Genomic DNA, 16,183 nt, shown 5'->3' on the forward strand with positions numbered 1-16,183 from the left:
TTCTCAATTCGTTTCGCTCCGGAAACCGAATACATCATCAGAGAGTGGCGTTGTAGCACGTGAAGTGCTTGCCGAGCTCCCTCCAGCAACATATCCAGAACCTGAACTCGAACTTGAGGACCGCCGCTCTGCGTTTCTCCTGCGCCGAACGCCTTCATTCTCGTAAGTGAAAATCGCAGAAGGGCTGCCAGCAGTACCCTCAACCGGTGGATGAATCATGCTTCCGGTCGAATCACCTCCTCCCAGCTCCGCGTCTGGTACCGCTCTCGGCACTCCTCTAAACAAAAGCTTCAGGTTTTCGGTGACTCGCTGAACCGGTTGCGCATCCTCACCAAATATAGACCGGCCTACCCTGATCACATTTCCTGTGAGAGAGGTCGCAGTTCCCACTGCCGCTACGACGGGAGCTCCCGGAGCACCGGCTAAAGTAGCCGCCGCACCTGCCAAGCCAATCGCCGCCCCCCCCAGAATTGCACGGTTTACATTGACACCTAAATTATCCTTCGGTGGTGTGCCGAGCACGACCCAGCCAATCGAAAAGGCATTGTTGACCAGGCCCGTAATACGACCGACTTGAGCAAAGGTAGTGATGACATGGCCAGACGGATCACGTCGGTTAACGGGATCACCGGCACAGTAGGCGTATGCGTTAGCTCCTCCCTCGCCGAACGGGCTCCATGAGTCCGCACTGAGAAAACGCATCAGGATCGGGCTGTAGACACGGTAGCTACCCAGCAGATAGCCACCCAGGTTCGACTCGATTCGCTGACCGGTGAAGCCCAATGCCGCAGCATCGGGAGTCATTCGAAAGTGGCCGTACGGACAGTAGGTGCGATAGGCGTTGTTTGAAGAGCCCAAAGTAACAAGTGGGCTTTCAAGTCGATCGGTAGTCAGTAGGCGGCTGCTCACGAACCGGTACCCCCATGATGAGAGAAATGAACAAAGTTGAACCGGACAGTTAGATCTATATGGTTTCGATTAAATTTTCCAGTTCACGAACATTCACCATATTGTCACTAGGTGAAACGACGGGGTTGTTGCTGGAGGTAGAAGAACCACTACCCGACCCTGGCACCGTTATTTGAAGCAGCCCCCCAAATCCCCCAGCAATATTTTGCCTGCTACCATGCGGTCTAGTGCCAGATGTTGAGCTGCTGCTATCAGTGGGCGTTGTGGGTGGGCTCGAGCCGTTCGAGGGTGGCCTGCTTCCCCCCCTTGAAAAGCTTTGCACATCGCTCTGTGCCCCAGGCTGGTTCCGCCACATGCTTCTGAGACCATCGAATGTGGTTGCCGTACCTGCGAGATTCATCGTAGTAACGCCAACGGTCGCTATATCAGCCCCGGAAGGGTGGCCTTGAAGCTCCATGGTTCGTCCAGCAGCGTAAATTCCCGCTCCCACAATCCCGCTTACAACTCCCCCCACGGACGTTCTGGAGAAGGGCTCTTTGAGCCACCAGCTCGCAAGCAGTACCGCAACACCCGCCACCAAGGGCAGGACGCCTGCATAGTCGTTCATCGCACTGCTGAATCCATAACCACCCTGTGTGGTAGTCGCCAGCGTCGAGGAGGGAGTGATAGGCATGTTACGGCGCCCACCCCGGTCATGCCTGTTAATGGGATCGCCCTGGCAATAGGCATAGCTATTCAAACCACCTTCAGCGAAAGGGCTCAATCGGTCAGGCGAATGGAAACGCCGCACGACCGGGTTGTAAACCCGATGCCCATTGCCAAGCAAGTACCACCCTAGAGCAGGGTCACGCGGCTGGCCGACAAAGCCCGTTACCGAGGTCAAGGCCCCAGCGCAGGCCGGACGATGGCCATAGGGGTTGTATGTAGTCGATAGGTTCTCGAGCGACTCAAATATAACCAGAGGCGTTCTCGCACGGTCACCGGCGAGCAGCGGTGCGGTCATTCGTGGGGCCCTTAAAATGTTGGCTCCTACGAATCTATCAAGGCCATGAGGAATGCGAACCTGTCAAAAGTGATAGGTCGAGCCGGCAGAATCATTGGAAGGATCAATGCACACCTCCCCAGTTTACCCACAGCTCCACCCACCGCCCCTGTTGACAACCTCAACTGACTTGTCAGCGCCTTTGCATCCATGCGCTTGGCGCGATGCATTGCGTGGCTCTCAGAGGCGTCTCCCACGACTGTACGTTTTTCGATCAATTGCTCGAAGGCCCTGTGTCCAGGGGGCTGGAGTGATGCCTGAACATGTTATCCACAGCCCTGCCAACAGCAACTGTGCGTAAATGGTAGAAATATCGGATTAGCCGACGCCCATTAATTGCACAAATATTGTTCAATTCCTTGGAGGCTATACCGTGCAAGGGCTGTAGAGAAGCGCAAACAATTTATCCACATGTTGGCAAACAGATTTCGTGGGTAAGAGCTGAAGTCCCAATGACTCTAGTGAACTTATCCACATAGCAGAACTGCGAGCAGACCTGTTCCCACCACATAATCAATCATCCCTGGTGCCGCACCGACTTCAGCGCAGCACCCCCTCCTCCATCAGCAACTTGAGAATGGCCTCGGCTCCTTCCTGTGGAGAAACGTCCTTAAGCACCTTGCCGCCCCCGCCACTGGCCTTGGCCGTGGCGGCCTTCATGCGGTCTGCCCCACTTTTGGCCTTGATCACCTTGAGGCGCTTCGGCCGTGGGCGGGCCGGTTGCAGGGCATCTTCGGCCAGCACAGTGTCTTCCAAGACCTCCACAGTGCTTGCCGCCAGCACCCCACGCCTTGCCGGGCCAAAGGCTGACTGCCGTGGCTTGGGTGCGGCGTTGTCCACAGTCGCCAGCAACGGCAGGCGCACCTTCAGACGGCGCCGCTGCCCCCGAGGTAAGGCCTGCAGCACCTGGGCAGTGCCGTTTTCGATGGACTCGACCTCGGCCAACCCCACCACCAGCGGCCAGCCCAGTTTCTCGGCCAGCAGGAACGGCAGCATGCCGGAGCCCTCGCCGGTTTCCGCCTGGCTGCCGGTCAGCACCAGTTGGGCACCCGCATCGCGTAGATAGTCGCCAAGCACACCCAATACATCGGCGCCAGTAGGCTGTTCCAGCACATCCAGATGATCCAGCCCCATGCCCAAGTAGGCACGCAGCGCCTCTTCACGAGGATCGCCAGCATGCACCACCTGCAAGTTATCCCCAGCCAGTTGCAAGCCCAGTTCGACGGCACGGGCATCCTGCTCGGCGCGTCGGGCGCGGCCGGAGCTGGGGTGGGCACCGATGGAAACCAGGCTGATGACTTTGGTACTCATGCTTGTGCCCCTATGCTGCATCGCGCTGGCCGCCGCTGCGGAAGTTGTCCACAGCCTCGATCAGAGCCTGGAGAATTGCCGAGCTGTCGCCAATCACCGACAGGTCAGCCCGTTTGATCATGTCGCAGCCCGGGTCCATGTTGATTGCCACCACCTTGTCGCAGGCGCCGATGCCCTGCAGGTGCTGGATGGCGCCGGAGATACCCACAGCCACGTAGACCCGCGCCGTGACCCAGGTGCCGGTGGCGCCGACCTGGCGGTTGCGCGGCATGAAGCCATCGTCCACTGCCACCCGCGAGGCACCCTCTGTAGCGCCAAGCGCCGCCGTGGCCCGATGGTATAGGTCCCAGTCCTTGACACCGTTGCCGCCGGAGACGATGAACTCGGCCTCGGCCATGGCGATGGCGGCCGGGTCCACGGCCACCGAGCCAAGGTCTTCGATGCGCGACAAGCTGCGTGCCACGCCTGTGGACAACTCCACCGGCAGGGCTTCATGGCGAGTCTCGCTTACCGGCTCGGCGCATTCGGCGGCGGCCAGGATCAAGCGTGGCGTGGCGCGCTGGATATCCTGCTGGCCTGCGCCAGCACGGCCGATGCACTGGCCATCCTTGACCTGCCACACCCGCGTCGCCGGGCGTTCACCCAGGGCCGCGCCAAAGCGTCGGCCCAGTTCGCCGCCACCGCTTCGGCTGTCAGGCAACAACCAGTGGCGTGGAGTGAACTGGTTATCCACAGCCCGTAGGCCCTGGACCAGCTGTTCCGGTGCATAACCCTCGAAGGCCTCACCCTCGATGACCAGCAGGCGGTCGACACCGGCTGTGGAAAAGTTGGTTTCCTTGTGTTCGCCGAACACTATTGCCAGCACTGCGCCGTCGTTACCGGCGAGGCTGTGGGCCAGGCCCAGCAGGTCGCGGTCGTGGCTGCCGAGACGACCGCCGACCATGTCCGGTACCACGGCGATATAGAACGCAGGCGCAGCCACGCTGTGCAGCGGCAACTGCACTTCGGCAGCTGCTGTGCGCCGGCCGCCGACACTGGTGCCCTGCTGGGCGCCGCTGCGGTCGATGCGCTTGAGGCCGTTGGGGCCGATGAAGCCGGCAGCAATCGCATGGGGATTCTTGCGCATCAGCCCATTGGGGCCCATCCAGCTGGTTTGTTGCGTCTGCATGGCCGCATGCAGCGGGTGCAGGCGGTTACGGGCGATCCACTCGGCGCGTGGGTCGCGGCGGATGATGTCGCTCATCAGTGCACCTCCGCAGGTTCACGTTTGGCCGCTGGCGACTTTGCGCTGGCGGGGGCCTCATCTTCGATCAGTACATCGGCGACCAGCTCGGCCAGGTCCTTGATCTGTGGGCGCGGTTCGACCACGCCTTCGAGCATCGCCGTGCACTGCGGGCAGCCCACGGCCACCAGCTCCGCTTCGGTTTCGCGGATATCGTCCATGCGCATGTCGGGGATACGCTGCTTGCCGGGGATATCGGTGATCGGCGCACCGCCGCCTCCGCCACAGCAGCGGGAACGGAAGCCCGAGCGCTGCATTTCGCGTACCTCGATACCGAGGGCCTTGAGCACGTCGCGCGGGGCTTGGTACTCGCCGTTGTAGCGGCCCAGGTAGCAGGGATCGTGATAGGTCACGCTACCGCCCTTGTGCTGGCCGAGGTTGAGCTTGCCGGCGGCGATCAGTTCGGCGATGTAGGTGCTGTGGTGCTGCACCTGGTACTCGCCGCCAAGGGCGCCGTATTCGTTCTTGAGTACATGGAAACTGTGTGGGTCGCAGGTGACGATGCGCTGGAACTGGTATTTGGCCAGGGTCTGGATATTGCGCTTGGCCAGCTGCTGGAAGGTCGCTTCATCGCCCAGGCGGCGCGCCACGTCACCGCTGTCTCGCTCTTCCAGGCCGAGCACGGCGAAGTCGACGCCGGACGCCTTGAGCACTTTGACGAAGGCGCGCAGGGTGCGCTGGTTGCGCATGTCGAAGGCGCCATCGCCCACCCAGAACAGTACCTCGGTGGTTTTCACCTCTGAGAGCAGCTGCAGGTTGAGGTCGGCCGCCCAGTTCATCCGCCCGCCGGGGGCGAAGCCGCCGGGGTTGTCGGTGGCGATCAGGTTGTCCAGCACCTCGGCGCCCTTGTTCGGCGTGGCGCCCTTTTCCAGGGTCAGATGGCGGCGCATGTCGACGATGGCATCGACGTGCTCGATCATCATCGGGCATTCCTCGACGCAGGCGCGGCAAGTCGTGCACGACCACAGCGTCTCGGCATCCACCAGGCCGTTGACGATCGGCTGGTGCGGGTGGCCGCCATGCTCGCCGATCGGCTTGCCCGGGTACGGGCTGCCGGCGAACCGCGCGTCGGTGCCACCGGCCAGGCCGATGACCATGTCCTGGATCAGTTTCTTCGGGTTCAGCGGCTGGCCAGCGGCGAACGCCGGGCACATGGCCTCGCATTTGCCGCACTGCACGCAGGCGTCGAAACCGAGCAACTGGTTCCAGGTGAAATCCACCGGCTTTTCCACGCCCAGCGGCGCATTCGGGTCTTCCAGGTCCAGCGGCTTGAGGCCCGTGGAGCGGCCACCGCCAAAGCGCTCGGCGCGGCGGTGCCAGGCCAGGTGCAGGGCGCCGGCGAAGGCGTGCTTCATCGGCCCGCCCCACGTCATGCCGAAAAACAGCTCGGACACGCCCCACAGCACGCCGACACCCAGCAGTGCGACCAGTACCCAGCCGCCCGTGCCTTCAGGCAGGATCCCCGCCACCGGCAAGGTGGCAATGAAGAAGCTCGCCGCGAACATCAGCAGGCTCTTGGGCAGGCGCATCCACGGGCCCTTGGACAGCCGGGAGGGCGGGTCCAGCCGGCGTTTGAAGACAAACAGGGCGCCACTGAACATGATCACCGTGGCCACCAGCAAGGCGTAACCGAGGATCTTGCTGTGCAGGCCAAAGCCATGCACCAGGATCGCCAGCACGGCCGAGAGCACGAAGCCGCCAGCGGTGGCCACGTGGGTCTTGGACATGTACTTGTCGCGCTCGACCACATGGTGCAGATCCACCAGGTAGCGCCGTGGCATGGCCAGCAGGCCACCAAGCAGGTCAACCTTGCTCGGCCGCCCGCGCCGCCACATGCGCACCCGGCGCAGGGCGCCGAGCACCGCCAAGGCGAGGGCGGTGAACAGCAGGATGGGTAGAAGGGTGTTCAACATGGGAGGCTCCCACAACAGCGGTAAGCGTGCGCCGGTCCCTGTGGGAGAGGTCGGTGGGAGCGGGCTTGCCCCGCGATAGCGTCCGATCGGCCAATCAGGTTGCACCTGCTGACGCTATCGCGGGGCAAGCCCGCTCCCACCGTGTTCTCCGTACAGGAACCGCGTTGGTCCTGGGCTCAGAAATCCTTGCACAGCCGCAAGGCGTCGTAGATCGCCGCATGCACGTTGCGCTGGGCCACGCAGTCGCCGATGCGGTACAGCAGGTAGCCCTCGCCCGGCTGGCTGAGGATCGGCTGCGGCTTGATGGCGAACAGCGCCTCGACGTCGATCTGGCCCTTGTTGCGCGAGCCGTCCTTGAGCGCGTAGTACAGCTGCTCGTCGGGACGCACACCGTTTTCCACCACCACCTGGTCAACCACCCGTTCTTCCTTGGCGCCGGTGTACTCGTTCTCGAGCACCGCCACCAGCTTGTCGCCTTCGCGGTAGACCTTTTCCAGCATCATGTCGCCGGTCATGATCACTTCTTTCGGGTACATGCTGCGGTAGTAGGTCGGGAAGGTGGTGCCGCCCATGGCCACGCCCGGCTTGATGTCGTCAGTGACGATCTCGACCTGGCTGCCCTTGTCGGCAATGAAGTCGGCCACCGACATGCCGGTGAACTCACAGATGGTGTCGTACACCAGCACGTTCTTGCCCGGCGCGACCTTGCCGTCGAGCACATCCCAGCTGCTGACCACCAGGCCTTCGGCAGCGCCCCAGTGCTCGTTCTGTTCAAGGAACGAGTGCCCACCCACCGCCAGCACGATCACATCCGGGCGCAGGTCCTGGATGGTCGCCACGTCGGCGGCAGTCCCCAGGCGCAGGTCGACCTTCAGACGTGCCAGCTCCAGCTGGTACCAGCGGGTGATACCGGCAATCTGGTCACGCTGCGGGGCCTTGGCGGCGATGGTGATCTGCCCGCCAATCTGCTCCTTCTTCTCGAACAGGGTCACGTCGTGACCACGTTCGGCTGCCACGCGGGCCGCCTCCATACCGGCGGGGCCTGCGCCAACCACCACCACCTTGCGCTTGACCCCGGTGGTCTTCTCGATGATGTGCGGCACGCCCAGGTATTCGCGGGAGGTGGCCGCATTCTGGATGCACAGCACATCCAGGCCCTGGTACTGGCGATCGATGCAGTAGTTGGCACCGACGCACTGCTTGATCTGGTCGATCTGGCCCATCTTGATCTTGGCGATCAGGTGCGGGTCGGCCATGTGCGCGCGGGTCATGCCAACCATGTCCACGTAGCCGCCTTCGAGAATGCGCGTGGCCTGGTTCGGGTCCTTGATGTTCTGCGCGTGCAGCACCGGAACCTTGACCACTTCCTTGATGCCGGCCGCCAGGTGCAGGAACGGCTCCGGCGGGTAGCTCATGTTGGGGATGACGTTGGCCAGGGTGTTGTGGGTGTCACAGCCCGAGCCGACCACGCCGATGAAATCGAGCATGCCGGTGGCGTCGTAGTACGCGGCGATCTGCTTCATGTCCTCGTGGCTGAGGCCATCGGGATGGAACTCGTCACCGCAGATGCGCATGCCCACGCAGAAATCGTCACCGACTTCCTTGCGCACGGCCTTGAGCACTTCCAGGCCGAACTTCATGCGCCCTTCGAAGGTGCCGCCCCATTCGTCTGTACGCTTGTTGACCCGTGGGCTCCAGAACTGGTCGATCATGTGCTGGTGCACGGCCGACAGCTCGACGCCGTCCAGGCCGCCCTCCTTGGCCCGACGCGCAGCCTGGGCGTAGTTGCCGATCACCCGCCAGATCTCTTCCACCTCGATGGTCTTGCAGGTGGCGCGGTGCACCGGTTCACGAATGCCCGATGGCGACATCAGCGTGGGCCAGTTGAAGCCGTCCCAGCGCGAGCGCCGGCCCATGTGGGTAATCTGGATCATGATCTTGGCACCATGCTTGTGCATGGCGTCGGCGAGGTTCTGGAAGTGCGGGATGATGCGGTCGGTGGACAGGTTGACCGAGGCCCACCACTCCTGCGGGCTGTCGATGGCCACCACCGACGAGCCGCCGCAGATCGCCAGGCCGATGCCGCCCTTGGCCTTCTCTTCGTAGTACTTCACATAGCGGTCGGTGGTCATGCCGCCGTCGGTGGCATATACCTCGGCGTGCGCGGTGCTGAGCACGCGGTTGCGGATGGTCAGCTTGCCGATCTGGATCGGCTGGAACATTGCTTCGAAGGCCATGACGCTATCTCCGGCTTACAACGGCTTTGTAACGAACAGGCCATCTTCGTGGCCTTCTTCCGACCCGCCGTAGACCTGCTCGGCCACGGTGCGGATCGAGCTGCCGCGAGCGGCGAGAATCTGGTCCATGGCGCCGGCGAACCAGCCGGTGAACATGTAGTCGACCTTGCGGCCGCACTTGCCGTACACGTACACGAACGCCGAGTGCTTGAGCTTGACGCTGCAGGTGCCTTTATCCAGGTCGATATCCTGGATCTCGAACAGGCCCCAGCCACGCTGGCTCAGCCGCTTCATGTAGTGCTCGAACACCGCCACCCCTTCCAGGCCATGGCACTCGGCCTCTTTCTCGCACCAGTGCCAGGCGGACTTGTAGCCGGCCTTGTAGAGGATCTCGGCGTAGGCGTCGGCACCCAGCACTTCCTCGATGCCCATGTGGTTATTGACGAAGAAATGCCGCGGCACGTACAGCATCGGCAGGGCGTCGCTGGTCCAGACACCGGTCTCGCTGTCGACTTCGATTGGCAATTGCGGGGCGATCTTGGCCATGGAAACTCAACTCCATAAAATTTTTTGTTTGGGTGCCCCGGCGTTGCTGGCAAGGGCTTTCAGGCTTGGAGAGCGGCTTACTCGCCCCAGACGTCTTTCAACACGTTGACCCAGTTTTCGCCCATGATCTTGCGCACCACGCGCTCGGAATGGCCGCGCTTGAGCAGCGTCTCGGTCAGGTTGGGGAACTCGCCGACGGTGCGGATGCCCAGCGGGTTGATGATCTTGCCGAAGTTCGTCAGGCGCCGGGCGTAGCCCTTGTCGTGCGTGAGGTACTCGAAGAAGTCCTGGCCGTGGCCCTGGGTGAAGTCGGTACCGATGCCGATGGCGTCTTCACCGACGATGTTCATGGTGTACTCGATGGCCTCGGCGTAGTCGTCGATGGTCGAGTCGATGCCTTTGGCCAGGAACGGCGCGAACATGGTCACACCGACGAAGCCGCCGTGGTCGGCGATGAACTTCAGCTCTGCGTCGGACTTGTTGCGCGGATGTTCCTTGAGGCCCGAGGGCAGGCAGTGGGAATAGCAGACCGGCTTCTTCGATTCGAGGATGACCTCCTCGGAGGTTTTCGAACCGACATGGGACAGGTCGCACATGATGCCGACGCGGTTCATCTCGGCGACGATTTCGCGGCCGAAGCCCGACAGCCCGCCGTCACGCTCGTAGCAGCCGGTGCCGACCAGGTTCTGGGTGTTGTAGCACATCTGCACGATACCCACGCCCAGTTGCTTGAACACGTCGACGTAGGCGATCTGGTCCTCGAACGCGTGGGCGTTCTGGAAGCCGAAGAGGATGCCGGTCTTGCCCAGTTCCTTGGCCTTGCGGATGTCGGCGGTGGTGCGCACCGGCATCACCAGGTCGCTGTTTTCGCGGATCAGCTTCTGGCTGGAAGCGATATTGTCGACGGTGGCCTTGAAGCCCTCCCACACCGACACCGTGCAGTTGGCCGCGGTCAGCCCGCCCTTGCGCATGTCCTCGAACAGCTCGCGGTTCCATTTGGCAATGATCAGGCCGTCGATGACGATGCTGTCGGCGTGAAGTTCGGCTGGGCTCATCAGGCTGTCCCCTTTTATAGAAGTTTGCTGGCGCCGAACCTTGTGCCGACGCTTTGGGGCCAGCATATGCCTGCGGCTCGAGGCGCCCCGATGCAAAAACGACAGGGGGTTTGCCGAAAGCGTCAATGGCCGACCTGGCACGCTCTAACGCGCCCCTCGGCAATGAGAGCGAGTCTCGACAACGCTGTTTCATGAACATTTTCTCGGGGAGCTATCGCCCGGGCCTGGGCTGAGCGAGAATCCAGCGCATCGTCAGCCTCTTCAGGAGAAACCCGATGAAATCAATGGCATGGCTGGTCTTGCTGGCAGTGGCTTTCGGCGCGCACGCCGCCGAAGAGGAGAGCACCCCCTGCGACAACGTCGAGACCGACCAGCAGGGCTATGCCTGCGCCGCCTACAACAAGCAGACCGCCGAACGCGAGCTGAAGGCGGCCTATGACGACCTCATGCAGCGCATTCGCGACCAGTACGCGGATGAAAGCGACAAGGCCGCGGCGCTGAGCGGCAAGATGGAAGCCGCCGAGAAACTCTGGACGCAGCTGCGTGACGCCGACTGCAAGGTCGAGACCTGGGCCGAGAAACCCGGCAGCAAGGCGTTCGAGGCAGCGTGGGACACCTGCGTGGCGCAACGTAGCGATGAGCGGTCGGAGTACCTGCAGGGCATCGGCCAGCAATGACCTTTGGCCCGCGACGGGCCGCCAAGCGGCCCCCGGGAAGTTTCCGCGCCGGGCGCTAGCGCCTGAAGTCAGGCCGCAGCTCCTGGCCATCGATGCTCAGCGTCTTGTAACGCGGCGCCACCAGTTTCACCGCCCCCTCGCGAATCCCGTTGGCCAGGCTTTCGAGGTTTTCCATGTTGCCGCTCAGGCTGCCCACCTCGCGCCACTCCCGGTCTTCCCAGGTGAACACGAACAGCTGCGATGCATAGGTGTGCCGGGGGATCATCAGCACTTCGTTGTGCCCGTCGCCATCCAGGTCGACTGCCCACAGGTAGCAGCCCTTGCCACCGCACTGGCTTTGCGCAAGTGTCGCGTCGGCCAATGATTCGCTACTCGATTGCACCGGCCCGAGCCACTCGAACTTCGGGCCATGGTCTTCGGCCACTGTCGGTTGACGCACCTGGGCCATCAGCACCAACAACTGCTGGCGGCGGCCCGCATCGAACAGTTCATCCGTCTGCAGCCGCTGCTCGAGCTGCTCGAAGGCTTCACGCCCCGGCTGGCCGAGGTCGCGATACAAGGTCTCGGCGTCGAACTCGGTGATCGGCGTGTACCCGTTGACCAGGCGCTGGACCTGGTTCCTCGCACTCAATGCCTGCGGATCGAGCAGTGGCGTGTAGAACACCACCACCAGCAGCGCACTGAGCAGGGCGATCCATGGATTGCTCAGGCGCAGGCTGTGCAGCCAGGCTTGGCGCGAAGCCAGCACCGACCAGACCGCCGCCAGGCCGTGCGCCAGCATCACGCCCACCAGCATCGACGCCATGATCCGTGACGGTGTAAGCCCGTATTGGTCGATACGCAGCCAGCTCGCATAGGCTGCCAGGCCCACCAGCACCGGCAGGCACAGCAGGCTGGCCTCCACCAGACGCTTGAGCGGCGCGGGGTAGACGCTACCTTGCCGGCCATCCTGGAACACGCCGTTGACCAGGAACAGGTTGATGCCCGCCAGTACCAGCAGAAGGGTGGTCGAATAGCCGGTGTTCCACACCGGTTGCAGGCCGGAGAATGGCAATGTCAGGGTGAACAGCACGGCGATCAGCGCGCTGAGCGGCAACAGGAAGCGGCACAGCGTCAGCAGGATGCCGCGCAGCAGGCCGATGATCTTCTCGTTTTCCCGCCCCATGCGCATGCCCAGCGAAAACACCACCGGCAACACCAGCCAGAGAAACACCGGTGACTCCACCGCGTCCTTGACCTGCGGGATACCCAGCATGCTGAACAGCAGCGCGCACAACCACAGCAGTTGCCAGAACAGGCCGGTCAGCAGCTGTGCCAGGAAGACAATGAACACGTTGTTCCAGGCATGCCGGAACAGGTCTTCGTAGCGCAGGCGCAGCCCTTCGCCGGTCGGCCAGGCGAGAATGAACGCGGTACCGATATAGGCCAGCACGACGGCGGCCAGGCACCAGGTCTGCTGCAGCCAGCCCATACGCCCGGTATCGAGGAGCCAGGCACTGATCCCGCTGAGCAGCACGGTCAGGCCCAGTACCAACCAGCCGGTGCCACGCTGCAGCACCGCGCTGCCAAGCAGTTGCAGGTTCACGCCCGCTACCGCCACCGCGACGCACAGGGCTACCGACAGGCTGAAACCCAGCAGCTGACCCTCCCCCTTCACGGTGGTGAGCCACACCACGCCCTGAATCAGGCCGATGACGACGTAGAACAATAAGGAGCGACTTGGCGCTGGCATTGCAAATCCTTTTGGCCAGAGGAGTAGAAGGCGCGCAAGTCTACCGAAACCGGCCCCCTCCACACCAAGGCCTTTACCTTGCGGGCTGGCGGCAGCCAATTATCACAACGCCATTCCCTCACGAGCGCGGCGGTGTAGAATCGGGCTATTCATCGCCAGACACCCCCGGCGGGTTTATGAGCTCTGGTCGAGCCTGCGGCGATCCCGCGCGGTCCTTCGACCCCCATCCGTGCCTGTGGCAACCGGCCTTCGGCGTATTAGGACAAGAGAAGCTCACTCCCTGTTTGGGTTTGCGGAAAAGCACTTTTCTCGCAAAGCCAGTGACCTGATTAAGCCGCCAGGAGCGCTCCATGCCTGATTATCGTTCCAAGACCTCCACCCATGGCCGCAACATGGCCGGCGCCCGCGCCCTGTGGCGCGCCACCGGGATGAAGGATGAAGACTTCAAGAAACCGATCATCGCCATCGCCAACTCGTTCACCCAGTTCGTCCCGGGGCACGTGCACCTGAAGGACCTGGGCCAGCTGGTTGCCCGCGAGATCGAACGCGCCGGTGGCGTGGCCAAGGAATTCAACACCATCGCCGTGGATGACGGCATCGCCATGGGCCACGACGGCATGCTCTACTCGCTGCCCAGCCGCGAGATCATCGCCGACGCCGTCGAGTACATGGTCAACGCCCACTGCGCCGACGCCATCGTCTGCATCTCCAACTGCGACAAGATCACCCCCGGCATGCTGATGGCGGCCTTGCGCCTGAACATCCCGGTGATCTTCGTCTCCGGTGGCCCGATGGAAGCCGGCAAGACCAAACTGGCCAGCCACGGCCTGGACCTGGTCGACGCCATGGTCATCGCCGCCGACTCCTCGGCCAGCGACGAGAAAGTTGCCGAGTACGAGCGCAGCGCCTGCCCGACCTGTGGTTCGTGCTCCGGCATGTTCACTGCCAACTCGATGAACTGCCTGACCGAGGCCCTAGGCCTGGCTCTGCCGGGAAACGGCTCCACGCTGGCGACCCACTCCGACCGCGAGCAGCTGTTCCTTACCGCGGGCCGCACCATCGTCGAGCTGTGCAAACGCTACTACGGCGAGGGCGATGCGTCCGTGCTGCCGCGCAGCATCGCCAACTTCAAGGCGTTCGAGAACGCCATGATGCTCGACATCGCCATGGGCGGCTCGACCAACACCATCCTGCACCTGCTGGCCGCGGCCCAGGAAGGCGAGGTGGACTTCGACCTGCGCGACATCGATCGCCTGTCGCGCAAGGTGCCGCAGCTGTGCAAGGTGGCGCCGAACATCCAGAAGTACCACATGGAAGACGTGCATCGCGCCGGCGGCATCTTCAGCATTCTCGGCTCGCTGGCCCGTGGCGGCCTGCTGCACACCGACCTGCCGACCGTGCACAGCCCCAGCATGGAAGAAGCCATCGCCAAGTGGGACATCACCCAGACCGATGACGAAGCGGTGCACACCTTCTTCAAGGCAGGCCCGGCCGGTATCCCCACGCAAACCGCCTTCAGCCAGTCGACCCGCTGGGAAACCCTGGACGACGACCGCGAAAACGGCTGCATCCGCAGCTTCGAGCACGCCTACTCGCAAGAGGGCGGCCTGGCCGTGCTGTACGGCAACATCGCCCTGGACGGCTGCGTGGTGAAGACCGCCGGCGTGGATGAGTCGATCCACGTGTTCGAGGGCAACGCGAAGATCTTCGAGAGCCAGGACAGCGCGGTACGCGGCATCCTCGCCGACGAGGTGAAGGCCGGCGATATCGTTATCATCCGCTACGAAGGCCCGAAAGGCGGCCCGGGCATGCAGGAGATGCTCTACCCGACCTCGTACTTGAAATCCAAGGGCCTGGGCAAGGCGTGCGCGCTGCTCACCGATGGCCGCTTCTCCGGCGGCACCTCGGGCCTGTCCATCGGCCATGCCTCGCCGGAAGCCGCCGCAGGCGGCGCCATTGGCCTGGTGCGCGATGGCGACAAAGTGCTGATCGACATCCCCAACCGTTCGATCAACCTGCTGGTCAGCGACGAAGAGCTGGCCGCGCGCCGTGTCGAGCAGGACAAGAAGGGCTGGAAGCCGGCGGAAGTGCGCCCACGCAAGGTTACTACCGCATTGAAGGCCTATGCCCTGCTGGCCACCAGTGCCGACAAGGGTGCGGTGCGTAACAAGGCAATGCTCGAAGGGCTGTGAGGCTCTGAAGGCAATAAGAACCGGCGCCTGGTGCGCCGGTTTTTTTATGCCTGAGAAGGCCTCATCGCCGGCAAGCCGGCTCCCACAATGTAATCGCAGGCCTTGGCATTGCACCTGTGGGAGCTGGCTTGCCAGCGATTGGGCCGGAACAGGTTATGCGTATTTCACTGAATCTGCTCCGGCGTCACGATCACCCAGTTCTTGTCCGCCGTCACCGGCAAGCCTTCCTTGGCCTGGGCCGCTGCATTCTTCGCGATCATGCCGTTGAGCTGGTCCATGTACTTGGCCTTGCGGTTTATCCACAGATGGATGCCGCCTTTGTTCACATCGACGCCGTGGAACTGCATGTAGCCATCGCTGGTTGGGGTATCGCCCCCCACCAGCACCGGCTTCTTCCATTCGTCGATGTAGGTGAGGATGGCCGCCTGCTTGCCCGCCATCCAGGTGGCCGGCGTCCACAGGTACGGGGTCAGCTCCAGGCCTTCGTTGGCCTTGGAATCGTACTGCCCGGCGCTGATCTGCTTGCGCGCCGTGGTCAGCTGGCCACTGGCGCGATCCTTGAGCAGCAGGCTCACACCGATCACGTTCTGTGGTTTGACGTTGTAGCCGTACTTTGGATCTGAGGCGACCATGCGTACCAGCTCTTCGGACGCCGCCGAGATCACATAGACCTCGATGCCGTTCTCCATCAGCTTGTTGTACAGCTCGGCCTGGCCCGTGAACACCTTCGGCGGCTGCACCTCGATACTCTTGACCTGGTCGCCCTCGAAGTAGGTGCTGGGGATCGGCTTGCCCGAGGCCATCAGCTCGTCGACCTGCTGCTTCAGTTCCTTGAGAGTGAAGCCCGAGAACACCTGGGCCACCCAGGGGTAGCAGACCATGTCGTCGAGTTCGCACAGGCGGTAGTAGTAACTGAACAGGCTTTCCTTATGCTCCGCTGTGTCCTTGAATGGGATCAGCTTGAGCGAGGGGTCGAGCTTGTCGCGGGTCAGCAGGCCCTTGTTCTCCATGAACGGCAGCAGTGCCTCTTCGAGGTCGAAGCGGTAGCTGGTGTTGTCCATGTCGAACACCGCGTAGTTACCCTTGTTGGCGTTGGCGGCAATCATCGCGTCGAGCTTCTGCGCGGCTTCGGCCGGCCAGTGCTTGAGCTCGGTGGCCGCCCAACTGCTGGCACTGAGCAACAGGGCAAGGCCGCCGGCAAGGATTTTCGGAGCTGACATCATGTGCGGTTCTCCCAAAGACGTGGCCGCTCAACCCTAGACCTGATTTGTGACAGGCAGGCATGCG

12 protein-coding genes are annotated in these 16,183 nt (G+C 62.8%); 2 read left to right on the forward strand and 10 right to left on the reverse strand.

All coding sequences use genetic code 11. The features are described from left to right. Positions 1-3: 3 nt before the first annotated feature. The 8 genes from ACVWY1_RS10375 to ACVWY1_RS10410 form a co-directional block, all read right to left on the reverse strand. Complete coding sequence (locus tag ACVWY1_RS10375; RefSeq protein WP_457378257.1) at positions 4-804, reverse strand: RHS repeat-associated core domain-containing protein; 801 nt, start codon at positions 802-804, stop codon at positions 4-6. A 160-nt stretch (positions 805-964) separates the two neighbouring features. Further along, positions 965-1,912 (reverse strand): RHS repeat-associated core domain-containing protein, encoded by a 948-nt coding sequence (locus ACVWY1_RS10380; RefSeq protein WP_457378227.1) that lies wholly within the window; start codon positions 1,910-1,912, stop codon positions 965-967. Between the two features lie 579 nt (positions 1,913-2,491). Further along, positions 2,492-3,262: an electron transfer flavoprotein subunit beta gene (gene etfB, locus ACVWY1_RS10385; RefSeq protein ID WP_457378228.1), complete on the reverse strand. Its 771-nt coding sequence runs from the start codon at positions 3,260-3,262 to the stop codon at positions 2,492-2,494. A 10-nt stretch (positions 3,263-3,272) separates the two neighbouring features. Then, positions 3,273-4,505, reverse strand: coding sequence for an electron transfer flavoprotein subunit alpha (etfA, locus tag ACVWY1_RS10390; protein ID WP_457378229.1), 1,233 nt, complete (start codon positions 4,503-4,505; stop codon positions 3,273-3,275). After that, a complete protein-coding gene (dgcB, locus tag ACVWY1_RS10395; protein WP_277502507.1) occupies positions 4,505-6,457 on the reverse strand; it encodes a dimethylglycine demethylation protein DgcB in 1,953 nt (650 codons plus the stop codon). Before dgcB ends, etfA begins: the two co-directional genes overlap by 1 nt. Before the next feature lie 176 nt (positions 6,458-6,633). Then, entirely contained in the window at positions 6,634-8,694 is a 2,061-nt protein-coding gene (gene dgcA, locus ACVWY1_RS10400; RefSeq protein ID WP_038707195.1) for a dimethylglycine demethylation protein DgcA, read from the reverse strand. A 15-nt stretch (positions 8,695-8,709) separates the two neighbouring features. Beyond that, positions 8,710-9,240 (reverse strand): DUF5943 domain-containing protein, encoded by a 531-nt coding sequence (locus ACVWY1_RS10405; protein ID WP_012316656.1) that lies wholly within the window; start codon positions 9,238-9,240, stop codon positions 8,710-8,712. Between the two features lie 77 nt (positions 9,241-9,317). Beyond that, a complete protein-coding gene (locus tag ACVWY1_RS10410) occupies positions 9,318-10,295 on the reverse strand; it encodes a dipeptidase (protein WP_011536164.1) in 978 nt (325 codons plus the stop codon). Between the two features lie 275 nt (positions 10,296-10,570). Here ACVWY1_RS10410 and ACVWY1_RS10415 point away from each other — a divergent pair, with 275 nt between their 5' ends. Next, a complete protein-coding gene (locus ACVWY1_RS10415) occupies positions 10,571-10,972 on the forward strand; it encodes a lysozyme inhibitor LprI family protein (protein WP_046857459.1) in 402 nt (133 codons plus the stop codon). Between the two features lie 55 nt (positions 10,973-11,027). Here ACVWY1_RS10415 and ACVWY1_RS10420 read toward each other — a convergent pair whose 3' ends face one another. Continuing rightward, a complete protein-coding gene (locus ACVWY1_RS10420) occupies positions 11,028-12,704 on the reverse strand; it encodes a DUF4153 domain-containing protein (RefSeq protein WP_110700272.1) in 1,677 nt (558 codons plus the stop codon). 350 nt (positions 12,705-13,054) lie between these two features. On the opposite strand from ACVWY1_RS10420, the gene ilvD reads away from it, so the two are divergent. Next, positions 13,055-14,896, forward strand: coding sequence for a dihydroxy-acid dehydratase (gene ilvD / locus ACVWY1_RS10425; RefSeq protein WP_046857461.1), 1,842 nt, complete (start codon positions 13,055-13,057; stop codon positions 14,894-14,896). Between the two features lie 164 nt (positions 14,897-15,060). On the opposite strand, the gene ACVWY1_RS10430 is transcribed toward ilvD, so the two are convergent. Further along, positions 15,061-16,116, reverse strand: coding sequence for an HAD family hydrolase (locus ACVWY1_RS10430; RefSeq protein WP_258599615.1), 1,056 nt, complete (start codon positions 16,114-16,116; stop codon positions 15,061-15,063). Positions 16,117-16,183: the final 67 nt, after the last annotated feature.

Source organism: Pseudomonas sp. TE6288, assembly GCF_054062095.1.